Consider the following 23198-nt stretch of genomic DNA (forward strand, 5'->3'; position numbering starts at 1 on the left):
TCTCCGTCCCCGGGTGTGGGGCACCAGAGAGAGCTTCCAGCGGTCTATCTAGCAAGTGAGAAAAGAATAATGAAACCCTATGCAGTGATTGGCGCGGGCCCAATGGGGCTCTGCAGCGTCCGTAACCTGATCAAGCACGGTATTCCCTGTGTGGGGTTCGAGATCCACAGCGATGTGGGCGGTTTGTGGGACATCGACAGCCCCACCAGCACCATGTATGAATCGGCCCACCTGATCTCTTCCAAGCGCATGACCGAGTTCGCGGAGTTTCCGATGGGCGATGATGTCGCGCTGTTCCCCCATCACCGCGAGATGAAAGAGTACTTTCAGGCCTACGCACGCGAGTTCGACCTGTATCGCCATTACGAGTTTGAAACCGAAGTGGTGCGCTGTGAGCGGGACGGCGACGACTGGCACATTACCACGCGCTGCCAGGGCCATGAGCAGACCCGGGTGTTCGGCGGGCTGTTGATTGCCAACGGTACCCTGCATCACCCGAATATGCCGAATCTGCCCGGCGAATTCACTGGTGAACTGCTGCACTCCGCCGATTATCGCGACCCCGCCATTTTCGAGGGCAAGCGCGTGTTGCTGGTTGGCTGTGGCAACAGCGGTGCGGATATTGCGGTGGACGCAGCGCATCGTGCAAAAGACGTGGATATCAGCCTGCGCCGCGGCTATTACTTCCTGCCGAAATTTATCGGTGGCAAGGCGACCGACGCGCTGGGCGGCAAGATCAAGCTGCCGCGCTTTATCCAGCAGCGGATTAGCGCAGCCATCTCCAGGCTCATGTTGGGAACGCCGGAGCAGTACGGTCTGCCCAAGCCCGACTACAAGATGTTCGAATCCCATCCGGTGATCAATTCCCTGATCCTGCATCACATTGGCCACGGCGACATCCATGTGCGTAAGGATATCGCGGCAGTGGAGGGAAGCAGAGTCACCTTCGTCGATGGGGCAGCCGCGGACTACGACATGATCGTGATGGCTACCGGCTACAAGCTGCATTACCCGTTTATCGACCGCGAGCATTTGAACTGGGAATCTTTTGCACCGCGCCTGTACCTCAACGTGTTCCACCCGGAATACGACAACCTGTTTTTGATGGGCATGGTGGAGGCTGCGGGCCTCGGCTGGGAAGGGCGCAACCGTCAGGCGGAAATGGTCGCGCTGTACATTCGCCAGCTGGCGGAGGGAGCCAAGTCGGCGCGCGAGTTGAAATCGGTAAAACAAGCGCAGGCTGGGCAGCGTGCGGATGGTGGGATGCAGTACCTCAAACTAGAGCGCATGGCGTACTACGTGCACAAGGATACCTATCTGAATGCAATGGCCGGGCACACGGCGGATCTGCGTAAAGATTACAAAAGTTTTGACACGGCAGTGAGCCTCGACGCCGCCCCGATTCCTACAAAATAAGAGCAAAGCATGACTGAGAAACGGGTGTTAATTACCGGCGCTGCCGGTTATGTCGGGCATCTCTTGGGAGAGTCCCTGAGCAGGAATATGTCCGTAGTGGGTGTGGATGTTGCGCATCGAGAGGCCTGTTTCCCGATCTTTAATCTGGATATCTGCGACGCGTCGCTGGTGGAGGTGTTACGGGCTGAGCGCATTACCCATGTGGTGCATCTGGCTTCGGTGATGTCTGCCGGGCGCAATCGTGCGCGAGAATATCAAATCGATGTTGAGGGAACGCGCAATGTGCTGGACGCGTGCGTGCGTGCGGGCGTTGCACACTTTACCCTCACCAGCAGCGGTGCTGCCTATGGCTATCATGCGGATAACCCTGCATGGCTGCGGGAGAGCGATGTTCTGCGGGGAAACCGGGAATTTGCCTATTCCGATCACAAGCGCCTGATTGAAGAAATGCTTGCTGAATATCGCCAGCGTCATCCCCAGCTCAAGCAGTTGATATTTCGCCCGTGTTCCATCGTTGGCGCCACCACAAATAGCAAAATCAGCGCGCTGTTTTCCGGGCGCAGCATTCTCGATCCCGGTGCACACAATTCTCCTTTCGTGTTCATCTGGGACCAGGATGTCGTGGGCGCGATCGAATACGGCGTTACCCGCGATGCGGACGGTATCTATAACCTGGCGGGCGACGGTGCCCTGACGCCGGCAGAAATTGCACGGCTGCTGCATAAGCCCCTGCGTCGTCCTCCGGTGTGGTTGTTGAAGACGCTGCTGGCGCTCAGTTTTGGCCTGCGTCTGGGGGATGCGCATCCCGCGCAGGTGCGCTTTTTGCAATATCGACCGGTGCTGCTCAACACGCGCCTGAAGTCAGAGCTTGGCTATCAGCCACAGAAAACATCCGCGGAGGCGTTTGCCTTTTTTGCCGAGCATGCTCTGGGCCGGAAAGTGGATCTCAACAGTGCCCGCATCACGCACTGTTCTGATTTATCGACGAGCGATAGCACACAGCTAGCGGCAACAAATCACAGGACAGTAGTATGAAAGACTTATTTGCCAAACGCGTGAATAGACAGCGCGTTGCGGTCGTCACCGGGGCAGCGGGTGGTCTCGGGTGGGCCATGGTGCAGGAGCTGGCACAGCGCGCGCAATCTGCCTCGGTTGCCTTGCGCCTGGTGTTGGTGGATGTGAATGAGGATGCCCTGCGTCGGCGCGCCGCGGAACTGGTGCAGCCGCTGGTGAGTATCGATGTGTACGTGGCGGATCTGTCGGCGGAGGCATCCGTTGCCCAGCTGTGTGAGACGTTGCACGATGCCTATCCTCAGGTGGATCTGCTGATTAATAACGCGGGTATTACCCACCGCAGCCTTTCTGCGCAAACCAGTAACGCGGTTATTCGCCGGGTGATGGCGGTGGACTATCACGCGCCCGTGGAGCTGGCCCAGGGGTTGCTTGCGCCGCTCACTGCCGCTGGCGGTTGTGTGCTGAACATCAGTTCTATGGCGGGTTGGATGCCGGTTCTCGGTCGCGCGGGCTACTGTGCAGCGAAGAGTGCCCTGCACCAGTACTTCGAGACTTTTCGTGAGGAAGTGCGCGAGGACGGCGTGACTGTGCTGATGGTCTATCCCAGCTTTGTGGCGACCAATATTGATGCCAATGCACTCTCGGGTGATGGCGGGCGTGCCCGGCATGCCCAGAGTACGGTGGGACAGGTGCGCAGTGCCGACTGGATGGCGGGGCGTATTCTCGATGCACTGGCTGCGGGCAAGGAGCGCCTGTTCCCGCGCGACAAGTCGCTGTTCGGTGCCTACCTGTATAAGTTGGCCCCGCGCCTGTTCCTGCGGCAAATGGTGAAGAACTTTCGTGTGGAGCTGGAGGAGGGGCGCAAGCTGGCGCGCCAGTCCGAGTTGTCGCAGGGCTGATTCTGCAAAGATCCTGGACTGGCTTTCGATCTACTCAGGAGAACTCGGTAGTTAGCATGGGTATCACGCTAGCTGCCAACAGCAGCCCCATTGTCATATTAAAGGCCCGCAAATGTTTCGGCTCGGTGAGAATCCGTTTCAAACCGACGCCAAACATTAGCCAGATACCGATGCACGGGCCTCCAATCAGGATAAATGCCAGTGCAATGCGGCCTGCCTCGAGCAGTATCTCGCCATTGGGGGTGGTAAAGGCCGCGAGTGCGCCCACCGCCATTATCCATCCTTTCGGGTTCACCCACTGAAACGCGACTGCCTGCAGGAATGAAAACGGCTTTTGCCGGGGCGTTGCCCCCACATCCCGGGTGCTGGCGATTTTCCAGGCCAGATACAGCAGGTAGGTAATGCCCGCCCAGCGCACCACTTCATGCAGGAACGGAAACTGCTTAAACAAGGTCCCCAAACCAAAGCCGATCGCCATAATCATGGCCGGGAACCCGATACAGATACCGAGCATGTGCGGCAATGACCGCTCGACACCGTAGTTCAGGCCCGAAGACATGATCATCAGGTTGTTCGGCCCCGGCGTAATACTGGTGGAGAATACGAACAGCGCGATGGACAGCAAAATTTCCAACGTAAACCTCGGCAGTGGACTCGGCACCGGAATAGAGCAGTGGAGTGGGATGAGTGGGAGCCAGCCGGATTATCGCCGTGTGACGCCCATACGGCAATCCTGGGAGCGTGTGTCCGGCGAGTCTGATCTTCGCGGCGGCATCAGTGCCGGCGAAACGCCAGCGTCGCTTTTGCGTGGCACCCGACCTACAATTCACCTTTTCTAGCTGCGCACTCCCCATGAAGGGCTGCGCTCAGGCGGGGTCATGCATGGCGCTTATCGACAGCCACTGCCATTTCGATTTTGAAGCGTTCAGCGCGGACCGCACTCAGGTCTGGTCGCGCTGCCGGCAGGCGGGGGTGCAATCCCTGGTGATCCCTGGTGTCAGTATTCCGCAGTGGCGACAGTTGTTTGCCCTTGTGCACTCCGAGCCCGCCTGGTACGGCGCGGTCGGTGTGCATCCCTGGTGGGTAAAAGAGCTGGCGATTGCGCCTGCCGATGTACGTCGCGCCGTCGTTGAGCGGGTCGAGCATGAACGACAGCGCAGTGGTGCAGTGTCGCGCTGTGTCGCCGTGGGCGAGTGCGGTCTGGACGCCAATATCGAGACACCTCTGGAGCAACAGTTGTCGGTATTTGAGGCGCAACTGGAAGCTGCGCGGGCACTTTCCTTACCGGTGATTGTGCACAGTGTGCGGGCGCATGCGGATGTATTGCGGACACTAAAAAAGTTTTCCCTGGAACAGGGTGGGGTGATCCATGCTTTTTCCGGCAGCCGGGAGATCGCCGAGGAATATGTGCGCCTGGGATTCTACCTGGGGGCGGGCGGCACCATTACCTATGAGCGCGCAGCGAAAACCCGCAAGGCCCTGAGAGATATTCCACTGGAACATCTGGTGCTGGAGTCCGACGCGCCGGACATGCCTCTGGCAGGCCGTCAGGGGGAGCGCAACAGCCCGGAATATTTGCCACAAATTGCGCAGACCCTGGCAGAGCTTCGCGGTATTTCTCCGCAGCTGGTTATCGAACAGACTGGGGAAAATACGCGCGCGCTTTTTGGACTGTGAACCGACAATGACTTTTTCCTCGCAAGAATTTAAGCAGCAGTTCCCATTGTTTTCCCAGGAGGAAAACCGGGGGCTGGTTTATCTGGATAATGCGGCGACCACGCAGAAGCCCGCTTGCGTCATTGATGCAATCCGCGATTTTTACCTGCATAGCAATGCCAATACCCATCGCTCGAGCCACCGCCTGGCCCGGCGGGCCACCGAGATGGTGGAGCAGGTCCGGGCAGCAAGTGCGCGCTTTCTGGGTGCGCAGTCACCACGAGAAGTTGTTTTTACCCGCGGTGCTACCGAAGGCCTGAATTTGCTGGCCAATAGCTTGTGCCGTGGTCTGGTCGCCGGCGATGAGATTGTTTTGTCAACCGCCGAGCACCACGCCAATCTTGTGCCTTGGCAAATGCTGGCGGTCCAGTATGGTTTGGTGCTGCGCTTTGTGCCGGATGCCAACGGCGTGCCGCAAATTGAGCGGATCACAGAGGTGTTGTCGCCGCGCACGCGAGTTGTATCCATCACTGGCGGCTCCAATGCGCTCGGCTTTCGCACCGACCTCGCGACCTTGCGCGCGACCATTGCTGCAACATCTTCAGCTGCAACATCGTCACAACGCGATCTGCGATGGATCGTGGATGGCTCGCAACTGGCAGCGCACGATGTGGTGGATGTGGCGGCCATTGGTTGCGATTTCTTTGTGTGCTCTGCGCACAAGTTTTACGGCCCCACGGGCATCGGCCTGGTTTACGGACGTGAGGAGCTGTTGCGCGACCTGCCGCCCTGGCAGGGCGGGGGTGAGATGATTACCAGTGTTGATCTGCTCGCCAGTGATTACGCCGATCTGCCGCACCGGTTTGAAGCGGGCACCTCATCACTGGCGGCAATCGCCGGACTGGGCGCCTGTTTGGAATTCCTCGGCAAGCAGGACCGACAGGGAATGGCGCAGTACGAGCACACCCTGCTTGCCTACCTGCACGACCGACTGTCCCAGATACCTGAATTAGAACTGTTAAGCGGTCCGCGCAACAATCTGGGCATTGCCAGTTTTGTGCACCCCCGCTGCGCGGCGATTGATATCGCACAGTGGCTGGATGGGCGGGATATCGCGGTGCGCGTCGGGCATCACTGCGCCCAGCCGCTGTTGCATGCCGCGGGCCATACCGCCACGGTGCGTGCATCGCTGGTGGCCTATAACTCGCGGGAGGATATTGATCGCCTGGTGGCTGGTGTTGAAGAATTAGTGCTGCAGCTGGATGACACCACTGTGCCGCCGGTTGCCGCCGATTCCGGCAAAGATTCTGCTGAGGCGTACTCCTGGCAACCTGATGACCTGTCCAAGTTGGATCTGGACGCACTGCGCACGCAACAGAATTGGCAAGATCGTTATCGCACCCTTATGCGTTGGGCGAAGGTAATTTCTCGCAAAGATCACATTCGTACCACGGAACATTTGGTACAGGGCTGTGAATCCAGCGCCTGGCTGGTGCACCGCCGGGAGGCGGGTGTGCATCGCTTCGCCATCGACAGCGATAGCCGGATTGTAAAAGGATTGGGCGCGTTGATGCTGTCGCAGATTGATGGCGTGTCGGACGATGCGGTAGCGCCCTCCCAGTTGCACCAGATTTTTGATGAATTAGGTTTGTCGCAACAACTGAGTGAGTCCCGCGGCAATGGCTTTCGAGCTCTGGTGGAGCGCGCATTCGAATTGATGCGCGCCTGATCGGGAGGCCTGTGTGCGCTAGCTCTGGGCGGTAGCGCGCTGCACAATGCGTTCAATCGCTTTGCTTGCGGCAACAAATCCAAATGTGCCCGTGACCATTGTGGCCGCGCCGAAGCCGCCACTGCAATCCAGTTTTACCCCATTTTGCATGGTGCTTTTTTGCTGGCAAACCTGTCCATCGGGCTGCGGGTACACCATAGGTTCGCTGGAATAGATGGCATCCACACCAAACTGGCGTTTGCTGGACTTTTGGAAATTGTGAAAGCGGTACAGGTGTTGGCGCACCTTCGCCAGCATCGGATCGCTGACGGTTCGGCCAAGGTCGGCGCAGGTGATTGCCGCTGGGTTTTTCTTGCCGCCGGCGGAGCCTACGGTAATGAGGCGCAGCTTGCGCGCTTTGCAATAGGCAATGAGCGCGGCTTTGACTCGTGCGTTGTCAAACGCATCAATCACCACATCAATAGTTTCTTTTTCCGGTGCCAGAAATTCGGCAAAGTTGTCGTTGGCGATAAAATCCTCGTGGGTAACCACGTCGACTTCCGGGTTGATCTGGCGCAGTCGCTCCGCCATGACCTCGACCTTAATTTCGCCGATGCTGCCTACCTGAGCGTGGATCTGGCGATTGGTATTGGTAATGCAAATATCGTCCAGGTCGATCAGGGTAATTTTGCCCACGCCACTGCGTACAAGTGCCTCGGCGGTCCAGCTACCCACACCACCAATGCCAATAACGATCACATGGGCTTGGTACAGGGCGTGCAGGGCGTCGTTGCCGTAGAGTCTCGCAATTCCGCCAAAACGTTGCAGGTAGGCGTCACTCAAGTTCTTTTCAGGCATAGAGGTTCCAGTGTTACTTCACTCGCGGGCGCCCCAGCTCAAAGGGCTCGATCAGGGAAGGGGAGGAGCATGGCAGGGCGAAGGGGCCGCCCTGCCGAAGTGTGGAAGCGAATCAGTGCACGTGGCCGTGGTCGATTTCTTCCGGAGTGGCTTCGCGTACGGAAACCACCTCGATGTCAAAGTGCAGCTCAACACCCGCCAGCGGGTGGTTGCCGTTGATGGTGACCTGGTCGCCGTCGATATCGATGATTTCCACCTCGATCGGGTGGCCATCGGTGCTCTGCGCGCGGAAAGCCATACCAACTTTCAGCTCATCAACGCCACCAAAGGCACTCTTTGGCATGGTCTGGATCAGTTCCGGGTTTTGTGGGCCGTAGCCTTCTTCCGGCGCGACTACCACCTTGAACTTGTCGCCGGCACTCTTGTCCAGCATTTCCTGCTCCAGTCCGGGGATGATATTGCCCACACCTTGCAGGTATTTGAGCGGCTGGCCACCTTCAGAAGTGTCGATCACAGTGCCTTCGGCATCTTTCAGGGTGTAGTTGATCTCCACAACGCTGTGGTTAGCAATTTTCATTGGCAGTCTCTTGTGTATTGAGCGTGAGTTATAGCGCGTTCCGCTTGCTGGTCTGTACGCAAACGGCGCAACAGGCTTTATGAGCGTGCATTGTATGGGCGGGCTGCTGCGCCCGCAACCGAGCCGCCGATTGGTGGACGGCTGGTCATTGAAATGCGGGGGCGTGAAGTGAAGCGGAGCCTTGCCGGCTGATGCGCAAGTGGTGCCGTTATAGCCGGCAGCGCACCTCAGATGGCGGCAGTGCGCGGTGTAGGGTTGAGGGAATATTGGCAGTGAGCATAAAGGTCGCCCGCTGTGCGCGCCAGTTGGCCACTGAATGCCGCCGGGTAGCCGAGTTCGAGCAAGTGGCCTTCAAAGTACTCGAGCAGTGCAGCAAACAGATCTGGGTTCAGGCCCTGGGCAAGAAACTGCGCACGGCCGCTGTGCAAGGGTTCCGCCTGCTCCGCCAGCGCATGGCACAAGAATTGAGTCTGGCGACTCAGTTGCTTGTGATGATCCGCGACGTCTTCTGCGGCCATGAACTTGCCGATTGCCTGGTAAAAATCGGTGACTAGCCGGGTGACAAATTCCCGCCCACCCATCATGCTGAGCAGGCTACCGTCCGCGGCTTCCGGTGCGCATTCGCACACCTGGCCGTGATTGCATTGCGCCGGGTTGCCGAGCGGATATAAACCGGCAGGACTGAGTGCTTGCGCAGATAATACCTGAGACATGGATGAGCTCCCCCTGTGAGACGAACATTCTGAGTTTTTGTGGGCGTCCCGATAATCTTGTTGATGCCGCTTTATGGATCCGCCTCGGCAAAAGTCTCTCCCGCAAATCGACGTGGGAAATCTCGCTGCCGGTGGATTTGGGACTGCCTGTTTCGATATGGGCGGCAAGGTTACGGGATGGAAATACCCCTGCCAACAAACCGGAAACAAATTGTCACACTCTTCCACGGGTGTTGTAGGCCGCGTGTAATCAAGCGCAATTTTGGGGCGGGCTATACCACAAGTGCCTGTTTTTAAGGCAATTGTGACGGGGGATTTCCTCTGGGTTAGCTCTTGCGAGTTAAGCGGGGCGTGACGCCGAATTGGCCTGCAGTAGGGCAAGCTGGTGACAGGGCAAGCGGCACTGGTAAAATCAGCGATAAACGCGCAAGGCCAAAGTAATCACGGCCAAACTAATCGAGAAGGAAATTCTGATGGCGAGCATCTTTACCCAAATTATTAACGGCGACCTCCCGGGGCATTTTGTCTGGCGCGACGACTCGGTGGTGGCCTTTATGACCATTGCTCCTATCAAGCCGGGCCACTGCCTGGTGGTTCCGGTAGCGGAGATTGATCACTGGGATGATGTCCCCGCGGAAACTTGTGCGCACCTGATGGATGTGGCGAGCAAGGTGGCCAAGGCGCAGAAGCAGGTTTACCGCCCGCGCCGTGTCGGGGTCATGGTGGCGGGTATCGAGGTGCCACATACCCACTACCACCTGGTACCGATCAACGAAATTGCCGATCTGGACTTTGCGCTGCAGCAGCAGGCCGAGCCGGAGGCGCTGGCCGAGGAGGCTGCCAAGATTCGCCAAGCACTGGCGGATCTCGGCTTCGAGAATGGCATGGAATAGCTCCGTTTCGGTGAATTTGGCCTTGCTGCATCCAAACCTAGAGGTAGCGACGTCATACCGGTAATGAACCAAGGTGGTGGCCAATTTCGGCTGCCCCAAATGCAAATGAGCTATGACTACAGGTACACAGACCATGCGTAATCGATCGCCACTTCTGTCCCGCTTCATTTCGGTCGCCATTCTGGCGCCGTTGTTAGCCCTCTGCACGGCGTTTAGCCAGGCGGAAGAGGCCAAGACCTTCTCAGTAAAAGGGTTTTCAGCGATTGCCCTAAAGGGTGGCTCTAACCTCAAGGTGACACAGGGGGCGGAATTCTCGGTGACAGCGCACGGTGAGCAAAAAGACCTCGAATACGCCAAGGCCGAGGTCAGTGGCGATACCCTGTCGCTGTCCGTGGAGCCGGATCGCAAAAGCCTGTTTGGGGTGGTGACTGTCAGCAGTGAGCCGAACGTTGAGTTCCGCGTGACCTTGCCGGAACTGTCTGCGATACGCGTGACCGGGTCCGGTGAGGCACTGGCAGATACGCTGGAGAGCGCCGCCCTGGATTTGCGCGTGACTGGCTCAGGCCTGATTCGCGTGGAAAAAGTCGCTGCGGAATCACTGAACGCCAGTGTTACCGGTTCGGGTGACGTGATCCTCGGCACGATCCTCGCGGTTGAGGGGCAGGCGGCGGTGACCGGCTCTGGCGACGTGCGGATGGACAATTTTATCGGTGAGACCATGAATGCCCAGATCAAGGGGTCCGGTGATGTAGTGGTCGGCGGCAAGGTGGCCAGCGTGAATATCACGGTAATGGGGTCCGGTGACTTCATGGGGCGCCAGTTACAGGCCACCAGGGCCGGCGGTTCGGTCATGGGGTCCGGCGACATTGTATTGAAACGCCCTGCCAGCGATTCCTTCTCGGTAATGGGCTCCGGAGATGTCGCTCTGGTAGATTGACCCCAGCTTTCCGCTAAAAAACGGAGTTTTAGTGAGTTCAGATCAGGATGGCCGCGCGGGACGAAGCCGCCTGCGCGGTTTGAAGAAGCAGCTGCGCCAGCTCGGCAAAGAGGCGCTGGATAAATCCCATTGGGCCGCCGAGCGTCTGCTCGACAAGCGCCTGTGTATCGGTATCACTGGCCTCAGTGGTGCCGGTAAGTCCACCTTAATCACCAGTCTTATCTATCAATTGAGCAACCCCGATCGGGCCCAGCTCCCCGGCTTTGCGCCGGCGCTGAATGGTCGTTTACTGGGGGCTGAGTTGCACCCTGCGGTGGACGCCGGGTTACCGCTGTTTGAATATGAACGCTGTCTCGGTGCGCTGACCGCCACGCCGCCACGCTGGCCGGAATCCACGCGCGATCTTTCCGCACTGGAGCTGCATTTGCAGCTGCAAGGACGGCGCCTGGGGCGCAACTACCAGCAGCGGGTGATCCTCGAGTTTCGCGACTACCCCGGTGAGTGGCTGATGGATCTCCCCTTGTTGCGCATGGATTTTGCCACCTGGTGCCGCCACCAGCGCGATTTGCTGGACGGGCAGGTGCGCCGCAACCTGGCGCCGGAGCTGATGGCCCGTCTGGCGCAATTGAATCCTGCAGACCGCCTGGATCCGAGTGCGCTGGATAGCCTGTGGCAGAATTACCGACAATTTCTGCGGGACTGTCGCGGTAGTGCGCGGCTCAGCTACCTGCAGCCGGGAAGGGCGCTACTCGACAATGATGAGTATGGCTTCTTCCCGTTGCTGACCCTGGGGCACCAGAGTGTCGCCGAACTGGACGCGTTGCCCGAGGACAGTGTGTACCGGGTGCTGGAGGCACGCTATCGCGATTACGTCGAGCAGAGTGTCGCGCCCTTCGTAGAGAGTCATTTTCGGCATCTTGATCGCCAGCTAGTCTTGGTCGACCTCATCGGAACCCTGTTTGCGGGTGAGGAAGCACTGGAAGATATGCGCCTGGCATTTGGACACATCGCCGATACCTTCCGCTACGGTAGCAGTGGTCTGCTGCGCAAGCTGTGGCGCCCGCGTATCGACCGACTGGTGTTTGCCGCGACCAAGGTAGATCAGGTGCTGGCGGCGGACCACGATGCATTGCGCCAGTTGCTGGGGCAGCAACTGCAGCAAGTGTTCTCCGGGGCCCGTCACCGCGGGTTGCCGCTATATTGTGAGGCGATCGCGGCCGTCCGTTGTTCCACGGAGCAGGTGAGGAACGGTCGCCGTATGCTGGTGGGGCATGGAATGGATGGTGATTACCTCGGCTTTGAAAATGCGGAAATACTCGCCCACCTGCCGCAAGAAAACGGCTGGCAACACTATCAGGGTGGGCTGCCGCCACAGTTGCGCCCGCCGGTGGGCATCGCGCGAGAGGGCTATCTGCCGCATATCCGCATTGATGCATTGTTGAACTTATTGCTGGGAGACAAGGTGTAATGGACTCAGCGGATAACAAAGACGCGGCAGGGGCCAATGCCAAACGTTCCAGCCAGGAGCCACGCCGGCAAACCCGCATAGAAAACTTGCAGGCGGAAGAGAATACCGTACACGACCGCGCGAGTACCCGTGTCGAATCCTTGTCGGAAGAGGCCGATCAGCTGCCGCGTTCCATCACCACCGGCGAATCCCTCCCCAATACCATCGCATTTTCCGAATTGCGCCTGCCCGTTTTCCGCCTGCGCTTGTGGAAGCCTGCGCTGGCTGCCGCGCTAGCGCTGACGTTTGGTGCGATATTTTGGGAGCTGCGCCAGTTCTTCTACTGGGCGGCCGATATGCACTGGGGTTTTGGTGTGCTGGCGGGGCTGATTATCGGGGCACTCGTATTAACGATGGTAAGTGCCGTGTGGGAATACTTTCGCGCTGGACGGCCCCTGCGCAAACTGCAAAAAACACAGGAGTTGGCGGCTGAGGTGCGCGACAGTCGCGCCACTGATGCCGTTGAGCCACTGAATCGCCAGTTGCGAGAGCTGTTTGACGGAAAACCGCAAGGGGCGCTACTTGCCCGCGTGCAGGAAGAAACGCCGGACTATTACGACAATAGTGAGTTATTGCGCCATCTGGAGCTCAATTTTTTTGAAGCGCTGGACCAGGAGGCCTTGCGGCGCATCGTTCGACACGCCACCACCACTGGCGCACTGGTGGGGCTGAGCCCGTTCACCACGTTGGATGTGTTGGTGGCCTTGCGGCAGTCCATGCGCATGATCGACGATGTGGCGCAGATTTACGGCGTGCGCCCGTCAGTAGTGGTGCGCTGGCGCCTATTCAAGAAAATACTCGCGCTTGTGGCGTATAGTGGTGCCAGCGAGTACGCGGTGAGTGAGCTGTGGCCGGAGCTGGTGGGCGATAGTATGTTGAGCACGGTATCTGCGCGGCTCGGGCAGGGCATGGGCGCCAGCCTGTTTATGGCCCGCATTGGTCTCGCTGCGGTACACAGTTGCCGCCCGATACCCTTCTCGGAGAAGCAGCGTCCCCGGTTGGGTGCGCTGACGCGGCGCATTGCGGCGAGCCTGAAGGAGCGTTTATTGGGACGCGAGCGGGTCAATTGGCCGGAGGCCGAGATGGCAGGCACATCAGAGAAAGAGCCAGTTGCGCGCGAGGGAAGTAACACCGAGCGCAAGCGGGGGAGCGAGTAACACGGGGGCGCGAGAAGCAGCCGCTCCCCCGGTCAGTCGCGAGTCAGGATAGCTGTGCAGCTTACTGAAACTGTTTTTTCATCAGGATTCTGGTGTGATGTTGATCCATCAAAGTCGCGAGGGTTTCGTAGCGGCTTTTGATAAACGGCAATGGGTTGTTTACACCGGTTTCATCCGGAAACTCCACACCTTCCCGCACTAGTTGTAATTCCTTCGCCAGCGCATCCATTGCAGCAAAGATCTCTTGGGTATTTTTTTCGTTGTGGAACACCGAAGTGTTCGCCGTATCGTTCAGGAAGTCATCGCATTCCGACAGCCACTCTGAGCGCTGCTTCAGGAAATTGATGGTGTTGCGAATACCGCCTTTGTACTCGAGATTGAAGTTTTCGTTTACATACTTCCCGAGACTGCGCATGCCGTAGTCAACAAATTGATCCACCAGGCCATCGCAATAGCTTTGGGTCAAATAAGATGGGTGAGTTTTGGCGGTTGCGTTGCCGGAGGTCAGCAATATACTCACTGCCATCGCGCCGCATAGAGCAACGAAATTACGCAGTTTGGACACTGTGGACGTGGCTTGCTGGGAGGTTTCACTCAGGTGTGTTGTTGCGAAATCTGACGTTTTCATTTTTAAGTGCCTTGCTGTTGTTTTCGCTATCAGGCTTGTTATTGTGATAAACATCACATAAGTATCTAAACGACAGTGCTATGTCAACGGCTTTTAAGTTCCGATTGTCAGTTATGCGTAGATTGCGGAACCAGTCGGCATTTTCAACGGGAAATTGGGTTGAGGTGGCGGCTATTTTTTCGTCAAAAGGAGCAGGTTTTGTCTGAGTTTGATTTCGATCTTTTCGTGATTGGTGCGGGTTCTGGCGGCGTGCGCGCGGCAAGAATGGCCGCAGCAACCGGAATGCGCGTGGCGGTGGTGGAAGACCGCTATATGGGTGGTACCTGCGTCAATGTAGGCTGTGTGCCCAAGAAACTCTTTGTCTACGCGAGCAGCTACAGCGAAGCGTTTGACGATGCGACGGCGTTTGGTTGGCAGGGGCAGACGGGGGCGCAGTTCACCTGGCCAACCCTCCGCGATAACAACGCGAAGGAAATCACGCGCTTAAATGGTATCTATCGCAAGCTTCTCAGCAACGCCGGGGTCACCGTCATTGATGGTCGTGGCAAGCTGACTGGCCGCCAGCAGGTGACGGTCGGTGATACGCAATACTCCGCCGAGCGGGTGCTGGTTGCTACCGGCGGTTGGCCATTTGTGCCTGAATTTCCCGGCAGTGAGCATGTCATCACCTCCAATGAAGTGTTTTCTATGGAGGAATTCCCGCAGCGCGTGCTCGTGGTCGGCGGCGGTTATATCGCGGTCGAGTTCGCCGGCATTTTTGCCGGGCTGGGGGCGGAGACCCATCTGTCCTATCGCCGCGATCTGTTTCTGCGAGGGTTCGATAACGACGTACGCCATTTTGTCCGCGATGAAATCGTCAAGAAATCGGTGCAACTGCATTTCAACCATCAGGTTGCTTCAATTGAAAAGGCGCCCGATGGCAGTCTGCGTGTTCAGGATAGCGACGGTGGCGTGCTGGAAGTCGATGCGGTTCTGTATGCCACCGGACGCAAGCCGAATACCCGGGGGCTCGGGCTGGAAGAGTTGGGTGTGGTGCTGCAAAAGGATGGCACTATCGGTATCGATGATAATTTTCGGAGCAGTGTAACGTCGATCTATGCACTGGGCGATGTAACTGGAGGTCCAGAGCTGACTCCGGTGGCGTTGGCCGAAGCCATGGCGCTGGTGAAGCACTGGCAGACGGGTAAGACAGCGGAGATCGATTACAACAACATTCCTACGGCCGTTTTTTGTCAGCCGAACATTGGGACTGTCGGGTTGAGTGAAGAAGAGGCGCGCCAGGCAGGGGTTACGGTTGAGATATACCGCTCGGACTTCCGTGCCATGCGACATTCGGTGAGCGGTCGCGACGAACGCACGCTGATGAAGCTCGTGGTCGATACCAGCAATGACCGCGTGATTGGCGCCCATATGGTGGGCCCAGATGCGGGTGAGATCATTCAGGGGATTGCGGTGGCAATGAAGGCCGGTGCAACCAAGACCGTGTTTGACCAGACCATCGGGATTCATCCGACTGCGGCGGAAGAGTTCGTCACAATGCGCACGCCGGTTGCAGAATAGCCGCAGCTTTTTTCACTCGGTTGTGTGCAAACAAAAAGAGCGGGGAAGTGTTACTTCCCCGCTCTTTTTTTAAATTGGCCTCTGTGACTTATCCAGATTGCGGATGCAAATCAAAAAATCTGCTTATTCGATCTCGCTGTCGACAACGGCGGTCTGGTATCGACGGGATTTGCGACGGCCGCCGCGCTCTTTCAGGCAGCGCTCTGCGGAATCGAAGGCTCCGTTAACGGCGCGATGAATAGAGTCACTTTCGTTGGAAATCGTCACCGGATTTCCGCTCACAGCTAGTTCGACGGAAGCTTTGTATTGCTTGCCTTTGTGCTTGTGTTGATGGGGGGCTTCGAGGACCACACGGCTTCGTATGATGTCGCCACAATAACGTTCCAGCTTGTTTAGCTTTTTGGATACGGTATCCGCAAGAGATGCAGATTTATCGATGTCGCGGAATACAATGTTATCGTAAGGCGCTGATTTCATGGGCACATACCTCCGGTTATAAAGGGTCCATGCAGGCCGCGATGTGCGGTTTGCTAAAAGAAGGTAGGGCGCCCTGTAGGGAGAGAGTGACAGGCTTGAAAATCGAATCACCAGAGGTCGCGAGTTAACGGCTGCCACCGCAGCCAAATAAGGTTTTGCGCTCGGGTCGGTTTTCAATCCGGTCGGGATCAACTCCCTGTAGTCATAATGCGATTCTGAGAAAAAAAATCAAGCACCCCGATCAAGAAAATGTCATGAAAAATTGTTAGTACTTTTGGAACTTTTTGGCAAAAGACCGGCAGGCGCGGAAAACCGTGAATTGCAGCACAGGTCACTCTAAGCCCAGTAATCTTGTTGGCATGGTCATTGCTGCGAAAAATCGGCTGGGGTAAATTGGCGCATGCGTAGTCGTTTACTGCGCGCATGGGTTCTGAAGGTGTGTGTTCTCAGAGTGAAGGGGTGCGTCTCAGCGTGGCGGCTCCTGTCGGTGTAGAATGCCAAATCTCAGCCTGTTCGTGGTTTCCATGGGGCCTCTGATGAGCTCCAGGATCGTGCGGGCATCCAAGATATCTGGGTGAGGGGGTACGTCCCCAGGTGCGCTCAAGAAGTAAAAAATCAAACAATGGATTCTGACAATGGTGGTAAACCGTGGCCGCTCGCTGCTTTTTGCGGGCTTGTTGGGGGTAGTCGGCTGGAGTGTGGAGCTGCAGGCAGCGTCGTCGTTGACCGTGGAGCAGAACAGGCTTGCCCGTATGGAGCAAGTTCAGGAAAACCGACTGGTTGAATTGGAAGATATTGAGAACGAAATTGTATCGTATGAGTACAAGCTAGAACGTGCGCAAAAGTCGCTTAGCGCCGCACGCAAGAACTATCAAGAGTCGCTGGTGGCGGTAAAAACCGCTGAGCGCGAGCACAAGGGTGCTGCGAGCAGTGATACCGAGCGCGCGCTGAAAAAAGCCCGACACGCGCTGAATATGGCGGAACGTGGCGTTGATAGCCGCAACCGTCGTGTGGAGTTTATCGAGTCCAATTACGTTGAGTTGGAAACCCGCCTGGCTGATGTACGTGAATCGGTCGCTGGTGGCAAGTCGCGCCTGGAGGCGCAGCAATCGCTGGTAGACTCATTAGTCAAGGAAATGTTGAGCGAGGCGAAGGCGGCCAAAGCGGAGAAAGCCAGGGCCGCAGCCAACAAGCCTGCACCCAAGCCGCAGAAGGCGGCAGTGGTAATTTCTGCGCCAGAGGTTCCCGAGCCGACCCTGGCCGCAACCGGCGATACAGCGACGGTGGCGATCAATGCCAATGCGGCTGCGGCGGGCGGATCGACGGAGGCTACCGGCGCCCGTGAGGTGGACCCCGAGATGCTGGAATATGTGCGCGGTGAGCGCGCTCGGCTCGACAAGCTGCTGAGTGAGCTTGCAGAGGGTGAAACCGGAAAGCATACGTTCCGCAATTTGACCCTGAAACCCAAGGGTGAGGGTGCTGTTGATTTTGAGTTCCTCGGGCAGGATCAGTACCGGGTAATTTTGCCGGTGGTGGCCGGTCGCCAGACGTACAAGGTCAATTCCTGGCGATTCCGCCGCACGATACCCGCCGACGATAACGGCGAGCGCTACGTGTTTATCTTCGATGCGCGTCGCCTGTCACGCCCGCGACTGGTGATGTATCCGGAGTACCTGCTGTCTGAGCTTGACTAGTTAGTCTGTAGCGGATTTCGCACGCAAAAAAGCCCGCCCTCGTGACGCTCGAGGGCGGGCTTTTTTTGCGTCTTGGGAATCAGTTGCTGCCCGCGGGGGCGGATGCACCTGCCAGCGGCAGTGTCAGCAATGGTTGGTACTGGCTGCCGCCGGGCGCGAGCAAGCTGTGATAGAGCGTGATGTCGCTCAGGTGGCAGATATGGTCCGTAGGCTCCGGCAGCTGGCTGGAAAAGCCTCCCGGGCTGCGCGCCAGAGTGAAGTGTGGGCGAAAGGCCTTTTTTTCTGGCGTTTTGCCAATCGCACGCATCAGCGCCTGGCATGCCTGATGCAGGTCAAGCAGGCGTTGCGAAGGCAATAACTCGGCGGCAAACATTCGCGCGCGGGGTTTGGGGAAAGGGTGGGTACTGACAATTCGGCCATCGAGCGGCGCAGTGTGTCGGGCGATGTCTTTTAGTCGTACCTCGATCGTGTCCAGGTGGGCCGGGTCTGTGTCCCCAAGGAATGCCAGGGTGAGGTGGCGATTGGTGTGGCTGATCCAGCGCAGTTTTCGCGGCATTCCCTGTTGCTCTCTGGCCGCGCAAATACCATCTAAAAAACGCTGGGTATTTTTATCCGGTGCGATGCCAATAAACAGGCGCAATGGTTCTGCGCTCTGCCCGCTATCCCGCAGGTTGTCTTGGGGTGCGCTATTTTTCATAATTTTTTTATTTTTATCCTTGAAGCTGTTTGCTTCGGCCCAATATCTATTTTCAGGAGGCAGGCTCGACAGAGGTGTCTCCACCAGCTGCCGCGGTTAAGGCGCGTTGCAAATATAAAGCTTTGCTTTATGCGTGGGCGCACGTCGCGGCAAACAAACGCTTGGTACAGCTCTCGCGTGTAGAGCACTGGTACGAGCACATTCTATATCTATTGCTCTGAATTGAGGATATGACAATGCGTAATTTAGATCTTTCCCCCCTGTATCGTTCCGCTATCGGTTTTGATCGTATGGCCAGCCTGCTGGATTCCATGACCGCAACCGAGCAGAACCAGCCCGCATATCCCCCATACAACATTGAGTTGACCGGGGAGGATGCTTACCGAATTTCCATGGCCGTCGCTGGTTTCGATCAGTCTGAACTTGATATTCAAGTCGAGCAAAATCGCCTGACCGTCAGCGGTAAAAAGCCGGCCGATGATAGCCAGCGCAACTTCCTGCACCGCGGTATTGCCGCGCGTAATTTTGAGCGTCGCTTCCAGCTGGCGGATCATGTACGCGTGGTTGATGCACAGCTTGGCAACGGCCTGCTGCACATTGAGCTGGTGCGAGAAATTCCGGAAGCTATGAAGCCGCGCAAGATAGAAATTTCTACTGGAAACTTGCTGCAATCCAAAACCTCGGAACAAAAAGCCGCGGCAGAAAGTGCGGCAATTGAGGTTGAGGGCAAGAGTGGGCAGGCAGCCTGACGCGCCCCCACTTTGGTCCGGCTTTATCAAGTGATCTGCGAAAAACGGCTCGTATAAAGTGATCGAGCCCGCACTGCATCAATCCCCGCAAGAGCCGGTTGAGCCTTGCCCCCTGTGTCGCCATCGGGCGGCACAGCCATTTCTGTATCACCAGGATAAGCAGCGCGCCTACTACCAGTGTGGCGAGTGCGCGCTGGTGTACGTCCCTCGTCGGTTTCATTTATCGGCCACTGAAGAAAAGGCCTATTACGACCTGCATGAAAATCATCTGCAGGATCCCGGTTATGAAAAATTCTTGAGCCGATGTGCGGATCCGTTGCTGGCAAGGTTGCCCGCGGGAGCACATGGTCTGGATTTCGGATGTGGTCCCGCGCCGTTGCTGGCGAACATGTTGAGCAGCAACGGGCATCCTACTGCGACTTACGATCTTTACTACCATCCAGAAAGTGCTGTGCTCGAGCAGTCTTATGATTTTGTTGTCAGCACCGAAGTGGTTGAGCACTTGAGTGAGCCGGGGGAGGTGATTACCTCCTTGTGGCAGCGACTGAATCGTGGCGGTGTGCTGGCGCTAATGACCAAACTTGTTGCTTCGCAGGAGCGCTTTGCCAGCTGGCACTATATCCGCGATCCAACGCATATTGTCTTTTTCAGCGTGCCCACCTTTTCGTGGCTGGCACGCAAACTTAATGCCGAACTAGAGATTGTCGGCGCCGATGTTATTTTTTTACAGCGACGCGACTGACTCAGGTATTTACCCGGAACAATTTTGCCCGCACGGTGGTGCGATACTCGCTGGGTGTCGTTGAGAGAAACTTCTTGAACAGGGCAGTAAAATGCCCCATATCCTGATAGCCCACTTTTTCTGCAATTTCGTTCACCGATAGGTTGCTGGATTGCAGCAGTTCGCGTGCCATATCAATGCGAACGTTCTGCAGGTATTGCAGTGGCGTTTGCCCAGTGGCCAGTTTGAAACGGCGATTAAAAGAGCGCACGCTCATATCGAAATGTTTGGCCACTTCACTGAGCTTTACGTCGTCGCTGCAGTGCTGTTTTAGCCAGGTTTGTGCCTGCACAATCTCTTCGTCTGGATGCAGATGTACCGCGCCTTCCGAGTAAGCAATCTCTTCAAATGGTCTGCGAATCTCGTGTGAAAAATTGCGCTCGACGTGGCTGGCAATAGATGGGCCGAACAGCTGGCGAATCAGGTGCACGGTGACGTCAGCAAGTGCGTTCACGCTGGCGGCGCAGAACAGTCGGTCCGCCTGAGTAATAAAATACTGCCGCTTTAGCTTCACTCTCGGGTAGTCCGAAGCAAAGCGCTCAAAATAGTGCCAGTGGGTGGTCGCGGGTTTGTCATCCAGTAATCCGGCCTCAGCAAGAAAGCACACGCCGGTGCCCACCGCGCTGATAACCGCACCTTTCGCTGCCTGATCACGCAGCCACGCCAGTAGCGCGGTGTTGCGTTTGAGCGCCGGGCGCGGGTTACGCCAGAGTGCCGGCAGGTAGATGATGTCGCTGTCGGGTACCTGATCGAGTGGCATATCCGGTGCCAGGTTGAACCCGGAGCGGGATTTCACCGGCGCGCCATCGACGCTGGTGGTGATCAGGTTCAACGATACCAATTCCTTTTCCGCCCGGGCGCGGCTCTCGGCACCCCTCAACATTTCCAGAGGCAATATGGTGCCGGTGGAAAGCATCTGATCAATCAAAACAAAAGTGACGGTGGGCATGGGTAACTCTCAAATATGACCTTATGTGTGCAATTTCTGGCCCGTTCGCGACAGATGGCGGCAGTCGGGTAAGTTTGCCACATAGATACCGGTTTGCTGGCCGCTGCCCGGCAGAAAATGCCGCTATCGAACATGGCCAGATGGTCAAAATTGCTGGCCAGTATGCCCATAACGAGGCCGAATCACCAGCCCCTAAACTGGCGCCCATCCGAATTTGCCGGGTAATTTCGTTTCGCATTTCCATACTAGGCTGGAGGTCAGGATGCAGCGCCTACCTGTTATCACTGCGTTTGGAGGGTTCAACCCCGCGGGTCGCAGTTCGTTTCACCGTGGCTACAAGCGCATGGTGCTGGATAGCCTCGCCTCGGAAGAGCGAATCGATGTCCTGTCTGACCTCGCTGCCCTGATGGGGTTGCGCACCGGAGACGATGCTCAGGGGCCGTTGAGTGCCGCGCTGGAGCAGCAGGTATTGCAGGGCACGCTGGTGCGGGAGCTGGAGTCGCGTTTCTACGACTATCGCCAGTGTCACTTTCACCAGCCGGCTGCGCTCTCGAATGCGGGCGGATTTACTTTCGAAATGTCGGCGCGACAGCTGCCGAGCCCGCTGCCCGCTGACTGGCAGGTAGAGCCGCTGGATAGCGGTCGTGTGCGGGTGCATGCCGGCGCCTTGTCGGTCATGCTCGATAGTCACCGCGAAATCTCTGTTGCTTCTGCTGGCCAGTTGCCCACGGGCTTTGAGCCAGGCCAGCAGTACAATTCTCGTTTCCACCCGCGCGGCCTGCAGCTGGCAATTCTCGGTGCGTCGGACGCGGTGCAGTCCCTGGGCATTGACTGGGATGCGGTTGCGGCGAAGGCGGGCCCGGATAAGATCTCCGTGTATGCAAGTTCTGCCATGAGTCAGCTGGACCCCAATGGCAATGGTGGCCTGCTGCAGTCGCGGTTGCGTGGTGGGCGCGTGAGTTCAAAGCAGTTGGCGTTGGGACTTACCAGCATGCCCGCGGATTTTGTAAACGCCTATGTCCTGGGCAGTGTCGGCACCACCGGCGCCGTGGCCGGTGCCTGCGCCACTTATCTCTACAATCTGCGCGCGGCAGTGGAAGATATTCGCTGCGGCCGTGCGCGCGTGGCGGTGGTGGGTGCGGCCGAGGCGCCTCTGGTGCCGGAAGTGGTGGATGGATACACCACCATGGGTGCGCTGGCGAACCTGGACGGGCTGCGCAAGATTTTTGATGGTGATATCGACTTCCGGCGTGCCAGTCGCCCGTTTGGCGATAACTGTGGCTTTACGCTCGGCGAGGGGAGCCAGTGGGCGGTGTTGATGGACGATGAGCTCGCGCTCGAGCTGGGTGCGCCCATTCACGGTGCGGTGGCCAACGTTTTCGTGAATGCGGATGGGGCCAAGAAGTCCATCTCTGCACCGGGCCCGGGTAATTACCTCACCGTTGCCCGTGCAATGGCCGAGGCGCGTGCCATTCTTGGTGAAGAAAGCCTGCGCCAGCGCAGCTTTGTCCAGGCGCACGGCTCCAGCACACCGCAGAACCGGGTTACGGAGTCGGCCATCTTTGACCGTCTCGCCGGCGCCTTTGGTATTGAAGCCTGGCCGGTATGTGCGGTGAAAGCTTTTGTGGGGCACACCGTCGCGGCGGCCAGTGGCGATCAGTTGATTACCAGCCTGGGTATGTTCCATCGCGGCATTCTGCCCGGTATTACCACCATCGAGCGGGTGGCTGACGATGTGCATCACGACAATCTCTCCCTGTCGCTGGAGCACGTGGAGCGCGACCCGCAATCCCTGGATGTGGCCTTCCTCAACTCCAAAGGGTTTGGCGGTAACAATGCGACCGCCAGTGTGCTGGCACCCCATATTACCGAGAGTATGCTCGCCAAGCGCCACGGCAGCGCTGCGTTCACTGCCTACCAGAAACGCAATGAAGCGGTGGCCGAGCGGGCCGCGGCGTACGACGCGCGCGCCAGTCGCGGAGACCTGGACGCGATCTACCGGTTCGGTGAGGGGCTGATCGATGAATCGGCCATCGAGCTGGATGCCTTCAGCCTCAAGTTGCCGGATGGTGCTGGCGCAATTTCTCTGGAGTCAGAAAACCCCTTCGCAGATATGGTGTGACTCTCGTATGTTGCTCATCCGCCTGTGCGATGAGCCGGTAGCCGGCGGCTCCATGTGTCGCCGATATCGTTTCCTTGCTGCGCCGGCGCACTCTCTCCACACGCTTTTCCCGCTATGCTTCGTGTCGCAGATGCCGGCTGTCCGTGGACTGTCTGTTCGTGAAACAAATTCCTGACTTTATGAGCGAATGGGTCAGATTTTGATCA

Annotated in this window: 22 protein-coding genes; 14 read left to right on the forward strand and 8 right to left on the reverse strand. The window is 57.6% G+C overall.

Features of this window, described 5'->3' with window-relative positions:
* Positions 1–69: 69 nt before the first annotated feature.
* Genes AS89_RS0111760 through AS89_RS0111770 form a run of 3 tightly spaced genes read left to right on the forward strand, consistent with a single transcriptional unit; the run spans position 70 to position 3329 of the window.
* Positions 70–1416: a flavin-containing monooxygenase gene (locus tag AS89_RS0111760; RefSeq protein WP_010132843.1), complete on the forward strand. Its 1347-nt coding sequence runs from the start codon at positions 70–72 to the stop codon at positions 1414–1416.
* Positions 1417–1425: 9 nt separating this feature from the next.
* Positions 1426–2451, forward strand: coding sequence for an SDR family oxidoreductase (locus tag AS89_RS17460; protein WP_081475724.1), 1026 nt, complete (start codon positions 1426–1428; stop codon positions 2449–2451).
* Positions 2448–3329, forward strand: a complete 882-nt coding sequence (locus tag AS89_RS0111770; protein WP_010132845.1) for an SDR family NAD(P)-dependent oxidoreductase — start codon at positions 2448–2450, stop codon at positions 3327–3329. Before AS89_RS17460 ends, AS89_RS0111770 begins: the two co-directional genes overlap by 4 nt.
* A 34-nt stretch (positions 3330–3363) precedes the next feature.
* Here the strand turns inward: AS89_RS0111770 and AS89_RS0111775 are convergent, their stop codons facing one another.
* Positions 3364–3963, reverse strand: a complete 600-nt coding sequence (locus AS89_RS0111775) for a LysE family translocator (protein ID WP_010132846.1) — start codon at positions 3961–3963, stop codon at positions 3364–3366.
* Between the two features lie 248 nt (positions 3964–4211).
* Between AS89_RS0111775 and AS89_RS0111780 the strand changes: the two genes are divergently transcribed.
* Together AS89_RS0111780 and AS89_RS0111785 are read left to right on the forward strand one after the other, a co-directional pair.
* Entirely contained in the window at positions 4212–5006 is a 795-nt protein-coding gene (locus AS89_RS0111780; RefSeq protein WP_010132847.1) for a TatD family hydrolase, read from the forward strand.
* A 7-nt stretch (positions 5007–5013) separates the two neighbouring features.
* Positions 5014–6714 (forward strand): aminotransferase class V-fold PLP-dependent enzyme, encoded by a 1701-nt coding sequence (locus tag AS89_RS0111785; protein ID WP_010132848.1) that lies wholly within the window; start codon positions 5014–5016, stop codon positions 6712–6714.
* Between the two features lie 18 nt (positions 6715–6732).
* Here AS89_RS0111785 and tcdA read toward each other — a convergent pair whose 3' ends face one another.
* From tcdA to AS89_RS17465, 3 genes are all read right to left on the reverse strand, one after another.
* Positions 6733–7551: a tRNA cyclic N6-threonylcarbamoyladenosine(37) synthase TcdA gene (gene tcdA, locus AS89_RS0111790; protein ID WP_010132849.1), complete on the reverse strand. Its 819-nt coding sequence runs from the start codon at positions 7549–7551 to the stop codon at positions 6733–6735.
* A gap of 112 nt (positions 7552–7663) precedes the next feature.
* Positions 7664–8128 (reverse strand): FKBP-type peptidyl-prolyl cis-trans isomerase, encoded by a 465-nt coding sequence (locus AS89_RS0111795; protein ID WP_010132850.1) that lies wholly within the window; start codon positions 8126–8128, stop codon positions 7664–7666.
* 227 nt (positions 8129–8355) lie between these two features.
* Positions 8356–8841: a hypothetical protein gene (locus AS89_RS17465; RefSeq protein ID WP_010132851.1), complete on the reverse strand. Its 486-nt coding sequence runs from the start codon at positions 8839–8841 to the stop codon at positions 8356–8358.
* A 473-nt stretch (positions 8842–9314) separates the two neighbouring features.
* Here AS89_RS17465 and AS89_RS0111805 point away from each other — a divergent pair, with 473 nt between their 5' ends.
* From AS89_RS0111805 to AS89_RS0111820, 4 genes are all read left to right on the forward strand, one after another.
* Complete coding sequence (locus AS89_RS0111805; protein WP_010132852.1) at positions 9315–9734, forward strand: HIT family protein; 420 nt, start codon at positions 9315–9317, stop codon at positions 9732–9734.
* A 133-nt stretch (positions 9735–9867) separates the two neighbouring features.
* Entirely contained in the window at positions 9868–10671 is an 804-nt protein-coding gene (locus AS89_RS0111810) for a GIN domain-containing protein (protein ID WP_010132853.1), read from the forward strand.
* A 31-nt stretch (positions 10672–10702) separates the two neighbouring features.
* Complete coding sequence (locus AS89_RS0111815; protein ID WP_010132855.1) at positions 10703–12139, forward strand: YcjX family protein; 1437 nt, start codon at positions 10703–10705, stop codon at positions 12137–12139.
* On the forward strand, positions 12139–13335 hold the full coding sequence (locus tag AS89_RS0111820; protein ID WP_010132856.1) for a TIGR01620 family protein: 1197 nt from the start codon (positions 12139–12141) through the stop codon (positions 13333–13335). The genes AS89_RS0111815 and AS89_RS0111820 overlap by 1 nt, the downstream gene beginning before the upstream one ends.
* A 61-nt stretch (positions 13336–13396) precedes the next feature.
* Here the strand turns inward: AS89_RS0111820 and AS89_RS0111825 are convergent, their stop codons facing one another.
* Positions 13397–14017 carry a hypothetical protein gene (locus AS89_RS0111825; RefSeq protein ID WP_237709683.1) on the reverse strand — a complete coding sequence of 207 codons (621 nt, stop codon included), beginning with the start codon at positions 14015–14017 and terminating at the stop codon, positions 13397–13399.
* A 144-nt stretch (positions 14018–14161) separates the two neighbouring features.
* Between AS89_RS0111825 and gorA the strand changes: the two genes are divergently transcribed.
* Entirely contained in the window at positions 14162–15523 is a 1362-nt protein-coding gene (gorA, locus tag AS89_RS0111830; RefSeq protein WP_010132858.1) for a glutathione-disulfide reductase, read from the forward strand.
* 123 nt (positions 15524–15646) lie between these two features.
* On the opposite strand, the gene AS89_RS0111835 is transcribed toward gorA, so the two are convergent.
* On the reverse strand, positions 15647–16000 hold the full coding sequence (locus AS89_RS0111835) for an HPF/RaiA family ribosome-associated protein (protein ID WP_010132859.1): 354 nt from the start codon (positions 15998–16000) through the stop codon (positions 15647–15649).
* A 635-nt stretch (positions 16001–16635) separates the two neighbouring features.
* Here AS89_RS0111835 and AS89_RS0111840 point away from each other — a divergent pair.
* Positions 16636–17694: a hypothetical protein gene (locus tag AS89_RS0111840; protein ID WP_010132860.1), complete on the forward strand. Its 1059-nt coding sequence runs from the start codon at positions 16636–16638 to the stop codon at positions 17692–17694.
* Positions 17695–17773: 79 nt separating this feature from the next.
* Here AS89_RS0111840 and thpR read toward each other — a convergent pair whose 3' ends face one another.
* Complete coding sequence (gene thpR, locus AS89_RS0111845) at positions 17774–18391, reverse strand: RNA 2',3'-cyclic phosphodiesterase (protein ID WP_010132861.1); 618 nt, start codon at positions 18389–18391, stop codon at positions 17774–17776.
* A gap of 236 nt (positions 18392–18627) precedes the next feature.
* On the opposite strand from thpR, the gene AS89_RS0111850 reads away from it, so the two are divergent.
* Positions 18628–19140 (forward strand): Hsp20 family protein, encoded by a 513-nt coding sequence (locus AS89_RS0111850; RefSeq protein ID WP_010132863.1) that lies wholly within the window; start codon positions 18628–18630, stop codon positions 19138–19140.
* A gap of 58 nt (positions 19141–19198) precedes the next feature.
* Positions 19199–19882, forward strand: a complete 684-nt coding sequence (locus tag AS89_RS0111855; protein WP_010132864.1) for a class I SAM-dependent methyltransferase — start codon at positions 19199–19201, stop codon at positions 19880–19882.
* Between the two features lies 1 nt (position 19883).
* Here AS89_RS0111855 and AS89_RS0111860 read toward each other — a convergent pair whose 3' ends face one another.
* Complete coding sequence (locus AS89_RS0111860; protein WP_010132865.1) at positions 19884–20870, reverse strand: GlxA family transcriptional regulator; 987 nt, start codon at positions 20868–20870, stop codon at positions 19884–19886.
* A gap of 262 nt (positions 20871–21132) precedes the next feature.
* Here AS89_RS0111860 and AS89_RS0111865 point away from each other — a divergent pair, with 262 nt between their 5' ends.
* A complete protein-coding gene (locus tag AS89_RS0111865; protein ID WP_010132866.1) occupies positions 21133–22992 on the forward strand; it encodes a beta-ketoacyl synthase N-terminal-like domain-containing protein in 1860 nt (619 codons plus the stop codon).
* The last annotated feature ends 206 nt before the right edge of the window (positions 22993–23198 follow it).

This window comes from Microbulbifer agarilyticus S89 (genome assembly GCF_000220505.1).
GTDB lineage: Bacteria > Pseudomonadota > Gammaproteobacteria > Pseudomonadales > Cellvibrionaceae > Microbulbifer > Microbulbifer agarilyticus_B.

Coding starts and splice junctions, on each gene's coding strand:
- AS89_RS0111780 (WP_010132847.1), top strand. CDS start 4,212: ATGGCGCTTATCGACAGCCACTGCCATTTCGATTTTGAAGCGTTCAGC.
- AS89_RS0111825 (WP_237709683.1), bottom strand. CDS start 14,017: ATGTTTATCACAATAACAAGCCTGATAGCGAAAACAACAGCAAGGCAC.
- AS89_RS0111865 (WP_010132866.1), top strand. CDS start 21,133: ATGCAGCGCCTACCTGTTATCACTGCGTTTGGAGGGTTCAACCCCGCG.
- tcdA (WP_010132849.1), bottom strand. CDS start 7,551: ATGCCTGAAAAGAACTTGAGTGACGCCTACCTGCAACGTTTTGGCGGA.
- thpR (WP_010132861.1), bottom strand. CDS start 18,391: ATGAAAAATAGCGCACCCCAAGACAACCTGCGGGATAGCGGGCAGAGC.
- AS89_RS0111850 (WP_010132863.1), top strand. CDS start 18,628: ATGCGTAATTTAGATCTTTCCCCCCTGTATCGTTCCGCTATCGGTTTT.
- AS89_RS17465 (WP_010132851.1), bottom strand. CDS start 8,841: ATGTCTCAGGTATTATCTGCGCAAGCACTCAGTCCTGCCGGTTTATAT.
- AS89_RS0111805 (WP_010132852.1), top strand. CDS start 9,315: ATGGCGAGCATCTTTACCCAAATTATTAACGGCGACCTCCCGGGGCAT.
- AS89_RS0111840 (WP_010132860.1), top strand. CDS start 16,636: ATGGTGGTAAACCGTGGCCGCTCGCTGCTTTTTGCGGGCTTGTTGGGG.
- AS89_RS0111820 (WP_010132856.1), top strand. CDS start 12,139: ATGGACTCAGCGGATAACAAAGACGCGGCAGGGGCCAATGCCAAACGT.
- AS89_RS0111760 (WP_010132843.1), top strand. CDS start 70: ATGAAACCCTATGCAGTGATTGGCGCGGGCCCAATGGGGCTCTGCAGC.
- AS89_RS0111835 (WP_010132859.1), bottom strand. CDS start 16,000: ATGAAATCAGCGCCTTACGATAACATTGTATTCCGCGACATCGATAAA.
- AS89_RS0111810 (WP_010132853.1), top strand. CDS start 9,868: ATGCGTAATCGATCGCCACTTCTGTCCCGCTTCATTTCGGTCGCCATT.
- AS89_RS0111795 (WP_010132850.1), bottom strand. CDS start 8,128: ATGAAAATTGCTAACCACAGCGTTGTGGAGATCAACTACACCCTGAAA.
- AS89_RS0111770 (WP_010132845.1), top strand. CDS start 2,448: ATGAAAGACTTATTTGCCAAACGCGTGAATAGACAGCGCGTTGCGGTC.
- AS89_RS17460 (WP_081475724.1), top strand. CDS start 1,426: ATGACTGAGAAACGGGTGTTAATTACCGGCGCTGCCGGTTATGTCGGG.
- AS89_RS0111860 (WP_010132865.1), bottom strand. CDS start 20,870: ATGCCCACCGTCACTTTTGTTTTGATTGATCAGATGCTTTCCACCGGC.
- AS89_RS0111785 (WP_010132848.1), top strand. CDS start 5,014: ATGACTTTTTCCTCGCAAGAATTTAAGCAGCAGTTCCCATTGTTTTCC.